At 72.0% G+C, this 15,402-nt stretch carries 13 protein-coding genes; 3 read left to right on the top strand and 10 right to left on the bottom strand.

Going from position 1 to position 15,402, the window contains the following annotated elements; translation table 11 throughout:
- Window positions 1-11: 11 nt before the first annotated feature.
- The 9 genes from GUY61_RS22505 to GUY61_RS22465 all read right to left on the bottom strand — a co-directional run bounded on the left by GUY61_RS22505 (window position 12) and on the right by GUY61_RS22465 (window position 10,769).
- Window positions 12-845 carry a rhamnogalacturonan acetylesterase gene (locus GUY61_RS22505; RefSeq protein ID WP_166632040.1) on the bottom strand — a complete coding sequence of 278 codons (834 nt, stop codon included), beginning with the start codon at window positions 843-845 and terminating at the stop codon, window positions 12-14.
- A gap of 149 nt (window positions 846-994) precedes the next feature.
- The gene (locus GUY61_RS22500) at window positions 995-2,329 is read right to left on the bottom strand and encodes a sugar ABC transporter substrate-binding protein (RefSeq protein WP_166632039.1); all 1,335 of its coding nucleotides are present in this window, start codon (window positions 2,327-2,329) and stop codon (window positions 995-997) included.
- Window positions 2,330-2,457: 128 nt separating this feature from the next.
- Window positions 2,458-4,116, bottom strand: a complete 1,659-nt coding sequence (locus GUY61_RS22495; RefSeq protein WP_166632038.1) for a glycoside hydrolase 43 family protein — start codon at window positions 4,114-4,116, stop codon at window positions 2,458-2,460.
- Window positions 4,113-4,973, bottom strand: coding sequence for a PmoA family protein (locus GUY61_RS22490; protein ID WP_166632037.1), 861 nt, complete (start codon window positions 4,971-4,973; stop codon window positions 4,113-4,115). Before GUY61_RS22490 ends, GUY61_RS22495 begins: the two co-directional genes overlap by 4 nt.
- Window positions 4,970-6,193 carry a Gfo/Idh/MocA family protein gene (locus tag GUY61_RS22485; RefSeq protein ID WP_166632036.1) on the bottom strand — a complete coding sequence of 408 codons (1,224 nt, stop codon included), beginning with the start codon at window positions 6,191-6,193 and terminating at the stop codon, window positions 4,970-4,972. The genes GUY61_RS22490 and GUY61_RS22485 overlap by 4 nt, the downstream gene beginning before the upstream one ends.
- A gap of 14 nt (window positions 6,194-6,207) precedes the next feature.
- Window positions 6,208-7,101, bottom strand: a complete 894-nt coding sequence (locus GUY61_RS22480; protein ID WP_166632042.1) for a carbohydrate ABC transporter permease — start codon at window positions 7,099-7,101, stop codon at window positions 6,208-6,210.
- A gap of 20 nt (window positions 7,102-7,121) precedes the next feature.
- A complete protein-coding gene (locus tag GUY61_RS22475; RefSeq protein WP_243766665.1) occupies window positions 7,122-8,039 on the bottom strand; it encodes a carbohydrate ABC transporter permease in 918 nt (305 codons plus the stop codon).
- Window positions 8,036-8,941: an SURF1 family protein gene (locus GUY61_RS22470; RefSeq protein ID WP_166632034.1), complete on the bottom strand. Its 906-nt coding sequence runs from the start codon at window positions 8,939-8,941 to the stop codon at window positions 8,036-8,038. The genes GUY61_RS22475 and GUY61_RS22470 overlap by 4 nt, the downstream gene beginning before the upstream one ends.
- Before the next feature lie 34 nt (window positions 8,942-8,975).
- Complete coding sequence (locus tag GUY61_RS22465; protein WP_166632033.1) at window positions 8,976-10,769, bottom strand: prolyl oligopeptidase family serine peptidase; 1,794 nt, start codon at window positions 10,767-10,769, stop codon at window positions 8,976-8,978.
- A 122-nt stretch (window positions 10,770-10,891) separates the two neighbouring features.
- Here GUY61_RS22465 and GUY61_RS22460 point away from each other — a divergent pair, with 122 nt between their 5' ends.
- Window positions 10,892-11,266 (top strand): nuclear transport factor 2 family protein, encoded by a 375-nt coding sequence (locus GUY61_RS22460; RefSeq protein ID WP_166632032.1) that lies wholly within the window; start codon window positions 10,892-10,894, stop codon window positions 11,264-11,266.
- A gap of 629 nt (window positions 11,267-11,895) precedes the next feature.
- A complete protein-coding gene (locus GUY61_RS22455; RefSeq protein ID WP_166632031.1) occupies window positions 11,896-12,984 on the top strand; it encodes an RNA ligase family protein in 1,089 nt (362 codons plus the stop codon).
- A gap of 117 nt (window positions 12,985-13,101) precedes the next feature.
- On the opposite strand, the gene GUY61_RS22450 is transcribed toward GUY61_RS22455, so the two are convergent.
- On the bottom strand, window positions 13,102-13,470 hold the full coding sequence (locus GUY61_RS22450; protein WP_166632030.1) for a hypothetical protein: 369 nt from the start codon (window positions 13,468-13,470) through the stop codon (window positions 13,102-13,104).
- A gap of 513 nt (window positions 13,471-13,983) precedes the next feature.
- Between GUY61_RS22450 and GUY61_RS22445 the strand changes: the two genes are divergently transcribed.
- Window positions 13,984-15,375 carry an FG-GAP and VCBS repeat-containing protein gene (locus GUY61_RS22445; protein WP_313896799.1) on the top strand — a complete coding sequence of 464 codons (1,392 nt, stop codon included), beginning with the start codon at window positions 13,984-13,986 and terminating at the stop codon, window positions 15,373-15,375.
- Window positions 15,376-15,402 lie beyond the last annotated feature (27 nt).

The raw sequence follows: 15,402 nt of genomic DNA, 5'->3' as shown, positions 1-15,402 counted from the left end.
CCGCTGGGGGGTCAGGCGACGGGGCCCTCCGACCAGGTGATCCGGTCCGCCGGCACCGCCTCGTCGAGACGGCGTACGTCGTGCGGCGCGAGCACCCCGCGTTCCCGCAGGGCCCGGGCGGTCAGCCGGGCCACCTCGATCGCGCCCCGCGGGGAGAAGTGCGTGTTGTCCTGCTTGCCGTCCGGGTAGTTGGGCGACTCGCCCGGCTCCACCCGGTTGAAGCACTCCATACTCGCCTCCGGCCCCAGGCTCTGCCACAGGGCGATGCTCGCGGCCTGGGCGTCGACGAGCGCCACGCCCTCCTCCGCGGCGAGTCGGCGCATCGCCTCCGGGTACTCCCCGTGGGTGGCGACGGCGCGGTGGTCCGCGCCGAACCTGCGCCGCTCGACGGGGGTGAGGAGCACGGGCCGCGCCCCGCGCTCCCGCGCCCCCTTCACGTACTGGAGGAGACAGTCCTGATAGGTCGTGCAGGGATCGGTGCCGCGGGCCGGGTCGGTGGTCTTCTCGTCGTTGTGGCCGAACTGGATGAGCAGCCAGTCGCCCGGACGGATCGCGCCGAGGATCGGGGCGAGCCGTCCCTCGTCCAGGAAACTCTTCGAACTGCGGCCGTTGACGGCGTGGTTGGAGACACGGAGGTACGGGGTCAGGAAGAAGGGGAGGGCCATGCCCCAGCCCGTTTCGGGTGCGGCGGGGGCGTACTTCTGGGCGGCGGTCGAGTCGCCGGCGATGTAGAGGGTGCGCGGACCGCGGCCGCCCCGGCCGTGGGCCGCGGCGAACGCGGGGGCGGCGAGGGCGAGCGGGACGGCGGCGAACGCCGCGGCGGTGCGTCTGCGGGTGATGGACACGGTGGTGTGTGCTCCTGACAAGTCGTCACGCGGGTCCGGGACGCCGGCGCGAGCCCGCCGGCGGGAAAGGCCGTGGCGGCCGGGGGACGGCCACGCCCGGCCCGGAGGGCGGGCCGGGCGGGCCGATCCGAGGCCAGTGGGCCGGGGCGTCAGGCGTTCTGCTCCTTCCACTCCGCCTGCGCGGCGTTCAGCTCCTCCGCCAGCTTGTCCGCGAAGGCCTTGGCCGAGGTCTTGCCGAGCAGCAGCTTCTGGAACTCGGGCTCGTTGTCGGCCTTGCTGATGTTGTTCCAGTCCGGCAGGTAGTACGGCAGCTGGACGATCTTCGTGCTGCCGTCGTTCAGTGCCTCCGAGGCGAGCCTGGTCGGCTCGGCCTCGGTGATCCAGTCGTCCTCGGCCGCGTCGTTGTTGGCCGGGATGGCGCCCGCCGACTCGTTCCACCTGCTGTTGGACTCGTGGGAGACCGCGAACTCGATGAACTTCCACGCCGCGGCCTTGTTCTTGCTCGCCCTGAACAGCCCCAGCCCGTCCACCGGGTTGGACACCTGGACGCGTGTGCCGTCGTCGAGGGCGGGGTTGGGAATGCCGGCGAACTTGCCGTCCAGCGCCTTCACATGGTCCTGGTAGGAGCCGAGGTTGTGGCTCAGCATGCCGATGGTGCCGGTGTCCCACTGGGCGACCATCTTGGTGAAGTCGTTGTTGACGTCGGCCTCGGGCGTCGTCTTCTTGTAGAGCCCGACGTACTTCTCCAGCGCCTCGACGTTCTTCGGGTCGTTGACGGTGGTCTTGTCGCCCTCCCAGAAGGAGGTGATGCCGGACTGGCCGTACATCGCGTCCAGCGCCTGGGCGATCGAGCCGGCGCCGCCGCGGATGGTGTAGCCGAACCTGTTCTTCCTGGCGTCGGTGAGCTTCTCCGCCGCCTCGTAGAACTTCGTCCAGGAGGTGGGGGCGTCCAGCCCGGCCTCCTCGAACAGGTCGGTGCGGTACCAGAGCGTGCCGTTGTTGGCCGAGGTCGGGACCTGGAACATCTCCTCGCCCCGGCCGCCCGCGGCCCGGACGCTGTCCACCATGCCGGTGCTCAGCCTGCCGTCGAGTTCGCTGTCCCCGATGCGGTCGCCGAGCGGTTCCAGCGCCTCCTGGGCCACCATGTTGGCGAGGTAGGCGGTGCTGACGCCGCCGACGTCCGGCAGCCCGCCGCCCGCGATCGCCGTGTCGTACTTCGACTGCACCTGGTCGATCGGGATCGGGACGTACTTGACCTTGATGTCGGGGTTGGCCTTCTCGAAGTCGGCGATGATCTCCTTCCAGACGGCCGTCCGCGGGCCGCCGTTGTTGTCCCAGAAGGTGATCTCGCCGCTGCCCTTGCCCTCTTCGCCGCTGCCGCCGCTGCCGTCGTCACCGCAGGCGGTCGCGGTGAGGGCGAGCACGGCGGTCAGCGAGACGGCCGCGGCCGCCCGCCCTCCGAGGATCCTGGAGATGCTGCTCATGGTCGGCTCTTCTCTCTCGTGTACGTCGTTGTACGAGGCTCGGTGCTCTGTGTGCCGTAGGTCGTAAGCGCTTGCTGCGAGGGGGTGCGGAGTTGTCGTTCCGGAAGGCGTCCCGCCCTCGGAACCGCTCAGGCCGTGATGCGGAAGTGCGTGAACAGGGCCGTGCCGGCCGGGGCCGGCCCACCCGGTGTGTCCGCCGTGCCCGGGGCTTCCGGGGTGACGGCGAACAGCCCGAGCAGGGCGCCGACCCAGCGCCAGGGCGTCGCGGAGAAAACCTGCCCCGAAGGACGGAAGTCCTCCCCCGTGCCGGAGGTGTCGGCGGAGAACCGGCAGCGGGCGCCGGGTCCGACCTCGACCCGCAGCACGGCACACCCCAGAGGCGCCGGGCGGGCGTACTCGGCGTCGCGTTCCCGTTCCGCGGCGCTCTCCGCGAAGCGGTGGACGAGCCGGACCCCGTCCGGGCCGCGTTCCAGGCCGATCCAGGAGAACGCGTCGCCGAGGACTGCCAGTCCGGCCCTGGCCCCCTCGGCCCCGGACTCGAGCTCCAGGGCGACGGTGGCAGTGAACGTCTCGGCGGGCAGGCGCTGGGTCAGGACGCTGGGCAGCAGGCGAAGGTCGTGCGCCTCCCGGACGCGGCGGCAGGACAGCCGCAGGCCGTCGCCGCCGTGCGCGACGGTCCAGCCACGGCCCGGGTTCGCGGTCCACTGCCACTGCCGGCCGAACCGCCCGCCGGGGAAGTCGTCGTCCGTCGCGGGTGCCTCGGCGGGCTGCTCCGGCAGGGCGGGCTTGCGGTGGACGAGGACGGGTTCTCCCTCGTCGCCGAACACCGGCCATCCCGTGCCGGTGTCCCAGCGCACGGGCTGGAGGTGCACGACCCGCCCGTACGGTCCCCGCGCCTGGAAGTGCAGGAACCAGTCCTCGCCCGCGGGGGTCGTCACCAGCGCGCCCTGGTGGGGGCCGTTGACCTCCGTACCGCCCTGGGCGAGGACGACGCGTTCCTCGTACGGGCCGTAGAAGTCCCGTGCACGGAAGGCACCCTGCCAGCCGGTCTCCACTCCCCCGGCCGGGGCCAGGATCCAGAACCAGCCGTCGCGTGTGAATGCCTTGGGGCCTTCGAGGGTGAACCAGCCGGGCAGCCGGTCGGCGTCGACGACGGTCCGGCCCTCGTCGAGGAGTTCGCGGCCGTCGGGGCTCATCCGGTGACCGGTGAGCCGGTTCTTGACCCCCGACCGGGACTTCGCCCAGGCGTGCACGAGGTACGCCTCGCCGTTCTCGTCCCACAGGGGGCAGGGATCGATGAGGCCCTTGCCCGCCTTGACCAGGTGCGGCTCGGTCCACGGTCCCCTGATCCCGGGCGCGTTGATCTGCTGGATGCCGTGGTCCGGGTCGCCCCAGAAGATCCAGAACCGGTCGTCGTGGTGGCGGATGGAGGGCGCCCACACCCCGCAGTCGTGGCGCGGCGCGGTGAAGGCGGCGGGGGGCGCGAGGCGTTCGAGCGCGTGGCCGACGAGGCTCCAGTTGACCAGGTCGCGGGACTGCAGCAGGGGAAGTCCGGGTGCCCGGCCGAAGCTGGACGCGGTCAGGTAGTAGTCCTCGCCGACGCGGACCACGTCGGGGTCGGACCAGTCGGCGTTCAGTACCGGATTGCGGTAGGTGCCGTCGCCGAGGTCGGCGGTCCACGGCCGGCCCGCGGTCTCGTCCCCGGCGGCGGCGCTCCCGGCCGCGGTCGCGGCGGCGGTGCTCCGGGTGGCGTCGGTCCCGGCCCCGGTCGCGGGTGTCGCGGTCATGAGTCGAGTGCCCTTCGTGCGAGTGCGGCGGCCCGGTCCCTGTCCAGCCGGCCGTCGGCGACGGCGGTGACGACCCGGCGCGTCACGGTCCCGCCCGCCGGCACCGGCAGCCGCTCGGACCAGGCCAGCGCGGAGCCGACGCCGGGATACTCGGTGGTCCGCACGAACCACGGGTCGTCACGGGTCTCGTCGGTGGCCCCCGCGAAGACCAGCGTCCAGCCCTCCCCCGCGAGCGCCAGCCAGCCGGCGGGCCGGCCGTTCACGGCGTCCTCGCCGCGCGCCTCGGCGGTGAACACCTCGGGCGGTTCCGCCTCCTTGGGGGCGCGCCAGAAGAACCCGCCGTACCCGGCGCCGGGGCGGCCGTTGGTGGCGGGGCTGCCGATGGACAGTCCGCTTCCGGTGGTGTTGGTGAGCGAGAACGTGAAGTCCAGTGCCCAGGCGGCCGGGCCCAGCCCGGTCGCGGAGACCGTGCGGCGCTCCCGCAGCAGTTCGGCGGGCCCGGCGGTCCACGACAGTTCCTCGATGAACCCGTCCGGGTCGCACAGCATCCACGCGGTGTGCCGCTGCTCGCCGTGGTTGTCGAGTTCGGTGGGCCCCCGGTCGCGTACGAAGGTCCTCCCGCCCCAGAAGTTGCGGCCCCCCACGTCGGGCACGGCGACGCCGACGCCGAGGTGGTGGACGTGGTCGGCGGGCCTGAGTTCGGTGACGGCCAGGCCGCCGAGGGTGGTGAGCGGGTGGAGGTAGGGCCGCGGCGAGAGCCGGAGTTCGGTCTCCTCGCGGTAGGTGTAGCGGCCGACGGTCCGGCCCCCGCAGCGCAGCGGGATCGCGGTGCCGTGGGTGACGCCCGTGCCGGTCATCGGTGGCTCACCTCCACGCGGTCCCGGTCCCCGCGGGCGGCGTGCGCCCAGGGCACGCCGAGTTCCGAGAACAGGGAGAGGGTGTCTGCGCCCGCGGCGACCAGCCCGTCGATGCCGGGCACCACGCGCCGTTCGGTCTCTCCGTGGCGTTCGGTGCGCCAAGAACCGGCGGGCAGCGGCTGCGGGTCGGGGGCGGTGCGGACCGCCTCGACGACCTTCATGAAGGCCCCGGTGGCCTCCGGCGGCGCGAGCAGCGGTGTGCCGTCACGCAGGTGCGCGAGCAGGTTCTCCAGGAGGTCGGTGCGTTCGTACACGGTCTCCGCGGGCCCGTGGTCCGCGCGCTGCACCAGCACCCGGTCCTCCTTGTACCAGAAGGTGACGCGGCCTCTGGAGCCGTGGACGACGATGTAGGGTTCGCCCGGCCTCTCGGCGCACAGGGTCATCGCCGCGGTGACGGTGGTGCCGCGGGCGGTGGTGAGCCGTACGGCGGAGGTGTCGTCGGACTCGATGTCGTTCGCCCGGTAGAGCTCCAGGTCGATGCCGCTGACGTCCTCGGCGCGGCCGCTGCCGTCGAGGGCGAGGGCGGTGGCGACGGCGTGCGCGAGTGGGTTGGTGAGGACCCCGTCCACGACGTCGGTACCGTTCATGCGGCGCTTGCCCGCCCAGGCGGCCCGGGTGAAGTAGGCGGTGTCGCGCACCCAGGCGCCGGCCGCGCCGATGCCGCGGACCTCGCCGACGGCCCCGGAGGCGAGCAGCTCGCGGATCGCGCTCAGGGCGTGGGAGCCGAAGGACTGGAAGCCGATCTGGCAGACGGTGCCGGCGCCGCGTACGCCGTCCGTCATCCGCCGGAACTCCGCCCAGGAGGGGGCGGGGGGCTTCTCCAGCAGGATGTGCACACCGCGGGCGGCGGCGGTCAGCGCGAGGCCGGTGTGGGTGGGGATGGGGGTGCAGATCACGGCGACGCGGGCGCCGGTGGCGTCCAGCAGGGCGCCGAAGTCCGGTGACTGCGCCGGTGCGCCGAGGCCGGTGAGCTCCTCGTTCGTGAGGGGGTCGAGTTCGCAGACCCCGGCCAGCCTGACCAGGCCCTGTCCGGCGAGGCGGCGGATGTTGGCCAGGTGCCAGCGGCCGTGGCCGCGGGCGCCGGCCAGCACCACGGGCACGGGTGGGGGAAGGGGCGTGCGCGGCGACGGGCCGTTCGCTCGGGTCGCGTTCGCTTCCATCGGTCGTTGTCCTCCTAGCCCTTGACCGCTCCGGCGCTGAAGCCGGTGACGAGCCACTTCTGGATGAAGGCGAAGACGATGACGACCGGGACGGCCGCGATGACTCCGCCCGCGGCGAGGGCTCCCAGGTCGACGCTGTCGGAGCCGATGAGGGTGTTGAGCCCGACGGGGACGGTCTGCTTGTCCTGTTCGCTGAGGAACATCAGGGCGAACAGGAAGTGGTTCCAGCTGTGCACGAAGGCGAAGGAGCCGACGGCGACCAGACCGGGGCGCAGCATCGGCAGGACGACGGCGCAGAAGGCGCGGAAGCGTCCGCAGCCGTCGACCCAGGCGGCCTCCTCGAGCGAGTAGGGCACGTTCCTGATGAAGCCGCTGATGAGGATCATCGACAGGGGCAGCTGGAAGACGGTCTCGGCGATGATGACGCTGCCCAGCGAGTTGATCATCTGCAGGTTGCGGAAGATCTCGAAGAGCGGCACCAGCATCAGCGCGCCGGGGATGAACTGCGAGCACAGCAGGGCCAGCATGAAGCCCTTCTTGATCGGGAAGTCGAAGCGCGCGAGGGCGTATCCGCCGGCCAGGGCGATGACGGTGGTGGTGACCAGGGTGCCGACGCCGACGAGCATGCTGTTCTGGAAGAAGATCCCGAAGCTGCGTTCGTTCCAGACCTTCTCGAAGTGCTGGGCGGTCATCGGCCAGGGCAGCAGCGAGGTCGAGCCCGCGGGGCGCAGCGCGAAGAGCAGCATCCAGTAGAAGGGGACGAGCGTGAAGAGCAGGTAGATGCCGAGGGGCAGGTAGATCTGCCGGCGCGGGACGTCGTCGAAGGCCCGCTCGCGCTTCGTGCGCCGTACGGGTACGGAGGCTCCTGCGCCGCCCGCGCCCGGGAGACGTTCCCGGGTCCCGGACACCTCGCGGACTTTGGTGGTGGTCACTTGTTCTCGCCTCCGAACTTGCTCAGGCGCAGGTAGAGAATCGAGCAGAAGAGGAGGATCACGAAGGCGATGGAGGTAAGTGCCGCCGCGTATCCGAAGTCGTGGCCCTCGATGCCCTTCTGGGCGACGTAGAGCGGGAGCGTCGTGGTCTCGCCCGCCGGCCCGCCGCCGGTGAGGGTGAGCAGCAGGTCGACGTTGTTGAACTCCCAGACCGCGCGCAGCAGCGTGGACAGGATGATGGCGTCCTTCAGGTGCGGCAGCGTGATGTGGAAGAACTGCCGGTAGCGGTTGGCTCCGTCCACGGCGGCCGCCTCGTACAGGTCCTTGGGGATGGACTGGAGGTCGGCGAGGATGAGGATGGCGAAGAAGGGGACTCCGCGCCAGAGTTCGGCGAGGACGGCGGCCCAGAAGACGGTGCCGGTGTCGGAGAGCACCGAGGTGCCGTACTCCCCGATGCCCATGTCGGCCAGGTAGCGGCTCAGGCCGGTGGAGGGGTTGTAGAGCAGCAGCCAGATGGTGGTGGTGAGGACGCCGGAGACGGCCCAGGGCGAGAAGACCAGGGCGCGGGCGAGGGCGCGGCCGGCGAAGGTCTGGTTGACGAGCAGCGCGAGGACGAGTCCGAAGGCGAGCTGCAGGGTCACTTCGGCGACGACCCATTGGGCGCTGAAGCCGAGCGACTTCCAGAACAGCGGGTCGTCGGTGAAGATCTCGGTGAAGTTGCCGAAGCCGGCGAAGCCGTTCCGCCAGGGCTTGGTGACGTTGTAGTTCTGCAGGCTGTAGTAGAAGACGCTGAGCATCGGGTAGGCGATGAAGCCCAGCATCAGCAGCCCGGCGGGGGCGATCAGGAGGTACGGGAGGCGGCGGGGCGTCGCCGGACGGTGCCGGTCGCCGGGCCGGGAAACGCCGGTCGTCAGGCCGGGACGGACGGGGAGGCGTCCTCGCGGCCCTGGGAGCCGGTGCCCTTCCTGGCGCCCGCGCCGGCGTCGTCCCCGTCCCTGTCTCCGTTGCCGCCGCCGTCCGTCTCCGTTTCCGCCTCCGCCTCGTCCCGGGCGGCGGCGTCCTCTCCCACCAGGCCCAGGCTGACGTCCCGAGCTACCTCGGCCTCGCGGCGGAACAGCCGGAACCACATGAAGAGGACGAAGGCGGCGAAGACGAACCACTCGCCGGTGTAGCCCAGGTTCTGGAACGCCTTGAGGTCGAGCCCGGTGCCCTGGGGGACCGTCGCGGGCACGGCCCGCATCCCGGCGTCGCCCTCCGACAGGGTGATCCACGCGTCGTACACCTCGTCCGGTACGAGGTTCACCAGCGCGGCGGCGCTGATCATCCCGACCTGGCCCTCGGGCAGCCCGCCGGTGCGCACCCCGTCCGTGCCGGAGTTCTCCGACGCCTGAAGCGCGCCGGTGATCGTCACTCGGCCCTCCGGGACGGCGGGGACGGGCGTGCTGCCCGCCTCGCCCGGCAGCCAGCCGCGCACCACCGGCAGCGTCTCGCCGCCATCGGTGCGCAGCAGCCCGAGCACGTAGAAGCCCTGACGGCCGTCCAGCTCACGGCCGGGGACCAGCAGCTGCTCGCCGTAGCGGCCGGTGGCCGTGGCGATGCGGCCCGAGGTCGCCTTGTCGACCGGCAGCAGCTCCTCGAGCGGCACCGCCGGCCGCTGTTTGTCCGCGGCCGGCCGCGCGTCGGCGGCGCGCTGCGCGTCGACGCGGTCCTCGAAGCGGCCGAGCTGCCAGGACCCCATGTACACGCAGAAGGGGATCGCCAGCACGACGAAGATGTTGATCCCCCACCACCGTGGAGTCAGCAGAAATCGGTACACGCCCTCCACGGTACGGTGCCGCGCCACCGGGTCCTCAGCGGGGGAGGTGCCGTTCCGCGAAGTCCAGCTCCAGTCTCACCTGCTTGATGCGTTCCTCCACGACGAGGGAACCGTGTCCGGCGTCGTAGCGGTACACCTCGTGGACCGCGCCCCGCGCCGCGAGCCGGTCGACGTAGTTGTCGATCTGGCGGATCGGGCAGCGCGGGTCGTTGACGCCGGCGGAGATGTAGACGGGCGCGCGGACGGCGTCGACGTAGGTGAGCGGCGAGGACGCCTCGAAACGCTCGGGGACCTCCTCCAGGGTGCCGCCCAGCAGGGTGCGGTCCATCGCCTTCAGGGCCTCCATCTCGTCGTGGTACGCCGTCACGTAGTCCGCGACGGGCACGGCGGCCAGGCCCAGGGCCCAGGCACCGGGCTGGGTGCCGAGGCCGAGGAGGGTGAGGTAGCCGCCCCACGAACCGCCCGCCAGGACCAGGCGCGCCGGGTCGGCGAGCCCGGAGGCCACCGCCCATTCGCGTACGGCGGCGATGTCCTCCAGCTCGATGAGGCCGACGCGGTGCTTGAGGGCGTCCGTCCACTCACGGCCGTAGCCGGTGGAGCCTCGGTAGTTGACCCGCACGACCGCGTACCCGTTGTCCACCCAGGCCGCCGGGCCCGCCGCGAAGGCGTCACTGTCGTGCCAGGTCGGCCCGCCGTGGATCTCGAACACGGTGGGGAACGGGCCCTCGCCCTCCGGCCGCTGCACCAGCGCGTGGACCCGGCCGCCGGGACCGTCCACCCACGCGTCCTCCACCGCCACCGAAACCGGCGCCTTCATGCCGGGCGGGTCGAGGACGACGGCTCCCGTCGTCGAGCGCACCTCGGAGGCGCGGGCGGCGGAAGACCAGAGGTACTCCACGGTCCCGTCCGGCCTGGCCGTCGCGCCGGACACCGTGCCGCGCGGGGTCTCCACCCGCGTCAGCTCACGGGACCGCAGGTCGTAGCGCCACAGTTCACTGCGTGCCTCGAAGCTGTGGGCGATCAGCAGCGCCGACCCGTCCGGGTACCACTCGGCGCTCACGTCGCCGGGCAGACCCAGGTCCAGGTCCGTCTCCAGGCCGGACGCCACGTCCCAGAGCATGGGCTCCCAGCGGCCGCGGCGCTGGTGCCCCACGAGCAGCCGGGTGTCCCCGTCGACGGGCGCGAAGCCGAGCACGTCAAGACCCAGCTCCACCGTGCCGTCCTTGGTGTCGTCCAGCTCCGCCACCACGGTGCCGTCGAGGGTCAGGATCCGCAGCGCGGAGTGCATGGCGTCGCCGTGCTCGGTGTGCTCGACCGCGACGAGGGTCCCGTCGCGGGAAAGGTCGCCGACGCCCGCCGACTCGCGGTGCCGGTAGATCTCGGCGGGCGCGCCGCCGGGCCGCACGACGTGCACCGTCGACCCGTCATCGTCGGTGGAGCGGCCCACGACGGCCGTGCCGTCCCGGCCGATCGCGAGCCCCGCGGGATAGGAGGCCTCCAGGCCGGGTGTCGCGGGCTCGTCCTCCCCGCCGTGGAAGGGCTGGCGCATCCACACGCCGAACTCGTCGCCGTCCGTGTCGCTGAACCACCAGATCCACGCTCCGTCGGGGGACAGCACACCGTCCGTCGTCCCGTTCGGACGGTCGGTGACCTGCCGCTGCACACCGGTGGTGCGGTCCCACGCGTACAGCTCGTACGTCCCTGTGGCATTGGAGACGAACAGGGATCGGTCGGGAGCGTCCTCGGCCCAGTCGGGCAGCGAGACGCGCGGTGCCCTGAAACGCTTCTCCCAGTCGGGCATGGCCTGTGCGGCGGCAGCATCACTCATGCGCCCATCCAACCGGATGACGGGAGCGGACGGGACCGTACGAGCGCAGTCGGTGCCCGCATCAGGGACGCTGTCCTGCCTGGTCAGGGCGGATTGTCAGTGCTCGCGTGCAGACTTCCCGCATGACCGAGCTGCGCAAGACGGTGGAGACGTTCTGGGCGGCGGCGCAGGCCCGTGACTGGGCCGCGTTCGCGGGGACGCTCGCCGAGGACGTCCTGTACGACCTGCCGCAGACGCGTGAGCGCGTCGGGGGCAGGGAGCGGTATGTGCGCTTCAACCGGGAGTATCCCGGCGACCGGCGGGTGCGGGTCGAGCGCGTGGTCGCCGACGAGGAGGGTGCCGTCTCCTGGATCCACTGCACGGTGGACGGGGAGACGGTGCCCGCCGTCACCTTCTTCACGGGGGACGCGGAGGGGCGGATCAGGACGGTCACCGATTTCCGGCCGGAGCCGTACGAGCCACCGGCCGGGCGGGAGCACCTGGTCACGCGGTACTGACCGGTGCTGACCGCGACGGGGAGGCACGGGGAGGGGACCGGGTCGCGGGAGCGGGCCGTGAGGCCGGAGCGCACGGGGTGTGGCGCTGGCCGCCATCACCGCCCGGCTGCTCCGCGGCTGCCTCGACGGCCTCGTCGTGACCTGGTTCCCGGCCGGGGAGAACACCGAACAGGCATGACGGCCGTCCGCGATCGCCTGGTACGGCCGGCTGCCGGAACCCCGGCTGCGGACGGTGCTGCACCGTCGGCCCTTCGTGCCCGACAGGCCGGCGGCCTTCGTGAGGTACGACGCTTCGGCGAACATGCCTTGAGACCGGAGGACTTCTTACGGGAGTCTGACGTACGGCCGGTACCCGGGGCCGCGATCGCCCCGTGAGCGACCCTGGTCACCGTGGAGCCTCGGTCCGCCCGCCCAGCCGGGTACGGCACGGAGGGCGTCGTCGCGGTGTGTGAATTGAAGCGCCTCACCGCGGCGGCACCGGCGCCCCGGACGGACACCGTCCGGGGCGCCGGGACGCCTCAGCGGGGCCCCGCCGTTTCTCCCGGGGGGCACGGCCCCGGCCACGCCGCCGCGTTCGGCGGGGGCAAACTCCGTTGCCCGGGGCCGTACGCACCGCAGATGATCCCTTCATGTCCGAATCGGCTTCCCCAGGAACGGCACCGCGCCCTTACCCGAAGATCTCGGCGAAGACACGGCTCGGCGTGCCGGGGGTCAGGGAGTGGATCGCCGTGGAGAAAGTGCACGGGGCGCACTTCGCGGTGCGCTGCGACAGCACGGGCGCCCACCCGGCCAAGCGCCGCGAACCGCTGGCCGACGACGCGCTCGACGGCTTCTTCGGCGTCAGCAGGATCTGGCCCGCACTGGCCGTGGCCGCGGCCCGTTTCGCAACGGCGCTGCGTGAAGCGGAGAATGACGGTGCGTGGGACGACCTGATGGCGGTGACCGTCTTCGGCGAGCTGGCAGGCGGACGTTACCCGCATCCGGACGTCCCCGCGGCCGCGGGCGTCGAGCCGGTCCAGACCGGCGTGTGGTACGCGCCGGGCCTGCACTGGCTGCCCTTCGACGCCACGGTCGAGACCGGCGGGGGCCGCACCTGGATATCCGACCGCGCCCTTCGCGAGGCCGCGGCCGCCGCAGGTCTCACCTGCGCGCCGGTCCTCGCGCGGGGACCGCTGGTACGGCTCCAGGAGCTCTCGTGCTCCTTCCCGACCAAAGTGCCCGGCATCCTCGGTCTCCCCGACATCGACGGCAACCTTGCCGAGGGCTACGTCCTCAAGCCGGCCGAGGCGTGGCGTGAGACGGACTCCGCGGACTCGGCGGATCCCGCGGGTACCCGCGCACGTCCCGTGGCCAAGGTGAAGCAGAAGGGTTTCGCGGAGGACGAGCGTTTCGACGGCGCCCGTCCCTACCTTCCGCCGCCTCAGGGCGCGGCCGGGGTGCCCGCCTGGCTCCTGGTCCAGGCCTCGTCGCTGCTCACCCCGGCCCGTGCGGCCGCCGCGGTGAGCAAGACCGGGCCGCGCACCCCGGTGGACCGCGTGGCGGAGGAGATCGCGCGGGACGTCGCCGAGGAGATCGCGGAAGCCCTGGGAGGACTGGAGGGAACCCTCCTGCACGACCTGGAACGGGCTCTCCGGCCGGGCGCGAGCGCACTCGCTCTTTTCGACGCCGAGGACCGCCGCAATTCCGGACGGGTCAGAAATTGGTCACCCAGCCGGTAATCGCGCGTAAAGCCCCGAGGCGCGGAACGGCGGAAATTCCCCGCGGAAGGAGCCTGGACCGGCGTACGGCCGCCCGCACGCGGTCCCGGCCCGTCGGGGGAATCGCGCTGTCGTGGGTCAGTGGCGCATATGGCAGCGCCAGGAGGCGTGCTTGTACGCCGCTTCGTACGCGGCCCGGTAGCCGTCACGGTAACCGCGCCGGTAGTCATGGTTGCCCCGGTGACTGCGCGGGTCGTACCTGTCGTGGTAGTCGCAGTGGCGTCCGTCCCTGACCCCGTGGTGCAGGCCGTTCCTGGCGCCGTCGGCGTAACCGCGCCGGTAGTCACGAGGTGAGGTGGGCGCGAGGGCGTGCTCGGACTGCGGTGCGGCGGCCACTGCCTGAGGGGTGGCGGCGGAGGCGTGCGTGGCGGCGACGGACGGCATCGCGAAGGCGGTCGCGAAGGCGAGCGGAGTCACGAGCGAGACCATGAATTTCTTTGCGCGCATGAGATTCCTTTCGAGCAGTGGTGCATGCGAAGCTCGGCTCCCTGCCCGTGGGGTTAAACCCGCAAGTTGATTGCCGAGCTACGCTGCGGGAACGAAGAAAGTGCGCCGCGCTCTCAAAGTGCTCCCCGTCTACTCCCCGTTGCGGTGAATTCCCTTGACGGCTGTGCAAGGGCGGCATCCTTCACGCGGCCTTCATTTCTTTGGTACCTCACCCTCATTCATGTGTCCAACCGGGCAGTACGCGAGGAACCGTCGTAATCAATGCCGGCCGGAATGTTTAACGCTCTTGGAAGGCATCGTTGTTGGAGCCGTCACGGGCGCCCTGCCGGGCCGGCTCCCGTACCCGGCATCCGCCTCCGCGGGGCGCGGCCGGGATGCCCGTCTGCCTTCTGCCGCGACCTGAGACGGGCTCTGCGGCCGGGTCCGGTGCGGGCATGGGACCGCGTACAACCTTCACACCCGCCCGGGAGTCTCCTGTACACCCACGTCCGCGGTCATTCCAGGAGCCCATCCGTGCGCGCAAGAACGTCCGCCCTTCTCACGGTCCTTGTCGCGGCCGGCCTCGCACCGCTGGCCACGGCGTCACCGGCAACGGCCGCCGTGGCCAAGCACTACGACGATTTCAACGGCGACGGCTACCGCGATCTCGCCTACGGCAACGAGTACTCCGGGGGCGACGGCTACACCGGTGGCGCCGTCCGTATCGCGTACGGCACGGCGAGCGGCCTGTCCGGCGGCCGGAGCCAGCTGCTGCACCAGGACAGCCCCGGCATTCCCGGCGCCGGGGAGGAGGACGACCAGTGGGGCGACAGCCTCGCGAGCGCCGACCTCAACAAGGACGGCTACGCCGACCTGGTCGTGGGCAACCTCTCCGAGCACGTCGGCACCCATCAGTACCGCGGCTCCGTCACCATCGTGTGGGGCTCGGCCTCAGGGCTGTCCGGCGGCACCATGCTCACCCCGAGGTCCGGCGACGCGTACTTCAACTTCGGCCGCGACCTCGCGACCGGCGACTTCAACGGCGACGGCTCACCCGACCTCGTCGTCATCGGCGGCTCGCACGCATGGCTCTACCGCGGCGGGTTCACCAAGTCCGGTACCACCGGCACGGTCAGCAAGATCAGCAAGGGCGACACCTTCTGGGCCTCCTTCGGGCTCGCCGCCGGCAAGGTCAACGGCGACGGCAGGACCGACCTGGTGATCCTGGGCATCGAGGAGAGCTCCACGAGCTCCAGTGGGTTCCGCACCCGCGCCTGGTTCCTGAAGGGCACCTCCAGCGGCCTGGCCTCCGGCGCCTCGAAGACCATCGACGGCGTCAACCAGCTGGAGAACGGCCCGACCGCCGCCATCGGGGACTTCGACAAGGACGGCTACGGAGACATCGCCCTCGGCGACCCGGACGAGAGCTCGGGCAAGGGCTCCGTCACCCTCTGGTACGGCACGTCCTCCGGCCCGAGCGCGACCCGCACGAAGAAGCTGACCCAGGCCACGAGCGGCGTCTCCGGCTCCCCCGAGGCCGGCGACGAGTTCGGGCGCGCCCTGTCGGCCGCCGACGCCAACGGCGACGGCTACGCGGACCTCGCCGTCGGCGTCCCGTTCGAGGACCTCGACGGCAAGGAGGAGGCGGGCGGCGTCCACGTCTTCCGCGGCGGCTCGGGCGGCCTCTCGGGCTCGCGCTCGACGTGGCTCACCCAGGCCACCTCCGGTGTGGCGGGAGCCCGCCAGGCCTGGGATCTCTTCGGCCACAGCCTGCGCCTGCGCGACCTCGACCGCGACGGCCGGGCCGAACTCACCGTCGCGGCCAACGGAGACGTCACCGGCAACGTCCTCCCCGGCACCCCGACCGGCCCCACCGGCACCGGCTCGTACACCCTGCCGTCGGTGGGCAACACCTTCTCCGACTGAGCCCGGTTGAGCGCGCCGTCGCTGTAC

Source organism: Streptomyces sp. GC420 (assembly GCF_009916105.1).
GTDB lineage: Bacteria > Actinomycetota > Actinomycetes > Streptomycetales > Streptomycetaceae > Streptomyces.
This window is presented reverse-complemented; position numbering and strand designations above follow the sequence as displayed.

Coding starts and splice junctions, on each gene's coding strand:
- GUY61_RS22455 (WP_166632031.1), top strand. CDS start 11,896: ATGTCCGAATCGGCTTCCCCAGGAACGGCACCGCGCCCTTACCCGAAG.
- GUY61_RS22490 (WP_166632037.1), bottom strand. CDS start 4,973: ATGACCGGCACGGGCGTCACCCACGGCACCGCGATCCCGCTGCGCTGC.
- GUY61_RS22485 (WP_166632036.1), bottom strand. CDS start 6,193: ATGGAAGCGAACGCGACCCGAGCGAACGGCCCGTCGCCGCGCACGCCC.
- GUY61_RS22460 (WP_166632032.1), top strand. CDS start 10,892: ATGACCGAGCTGCGCAAGACGGTGGAGACGTTCTGGGCGGCGGCGCAG.
- GUY61_RS22450 (WP_166632030.1), bottom strand. CDS start 13,470: ATGCGCGCAAAGAAATTCATGGTCTCGCTCGTGACTCCGCTCGCCTTC.
- GUY61_RS22495 (WP_166632038.1), bottom strand. CDS start 4,116: ATGACCGCGACACCCGCGACCGGGGCCGGGACCGACGCCACCCGGAGC.
- GUY61_RS22465 (WP_166632033.1), bottom strand. CDS start 10,769: ATGAGTGATGCTGCCGCCGCACAGGCCATGCCCGACTGGGAGAAGCGT.
- GUY61_RS22500 (WP_166632039.1), bottom strand. CDS start 2,329: ATGAGCAGCATCTCCAGGATCCTCGGAGGGCGGGCGGCCGCGGCCGTC.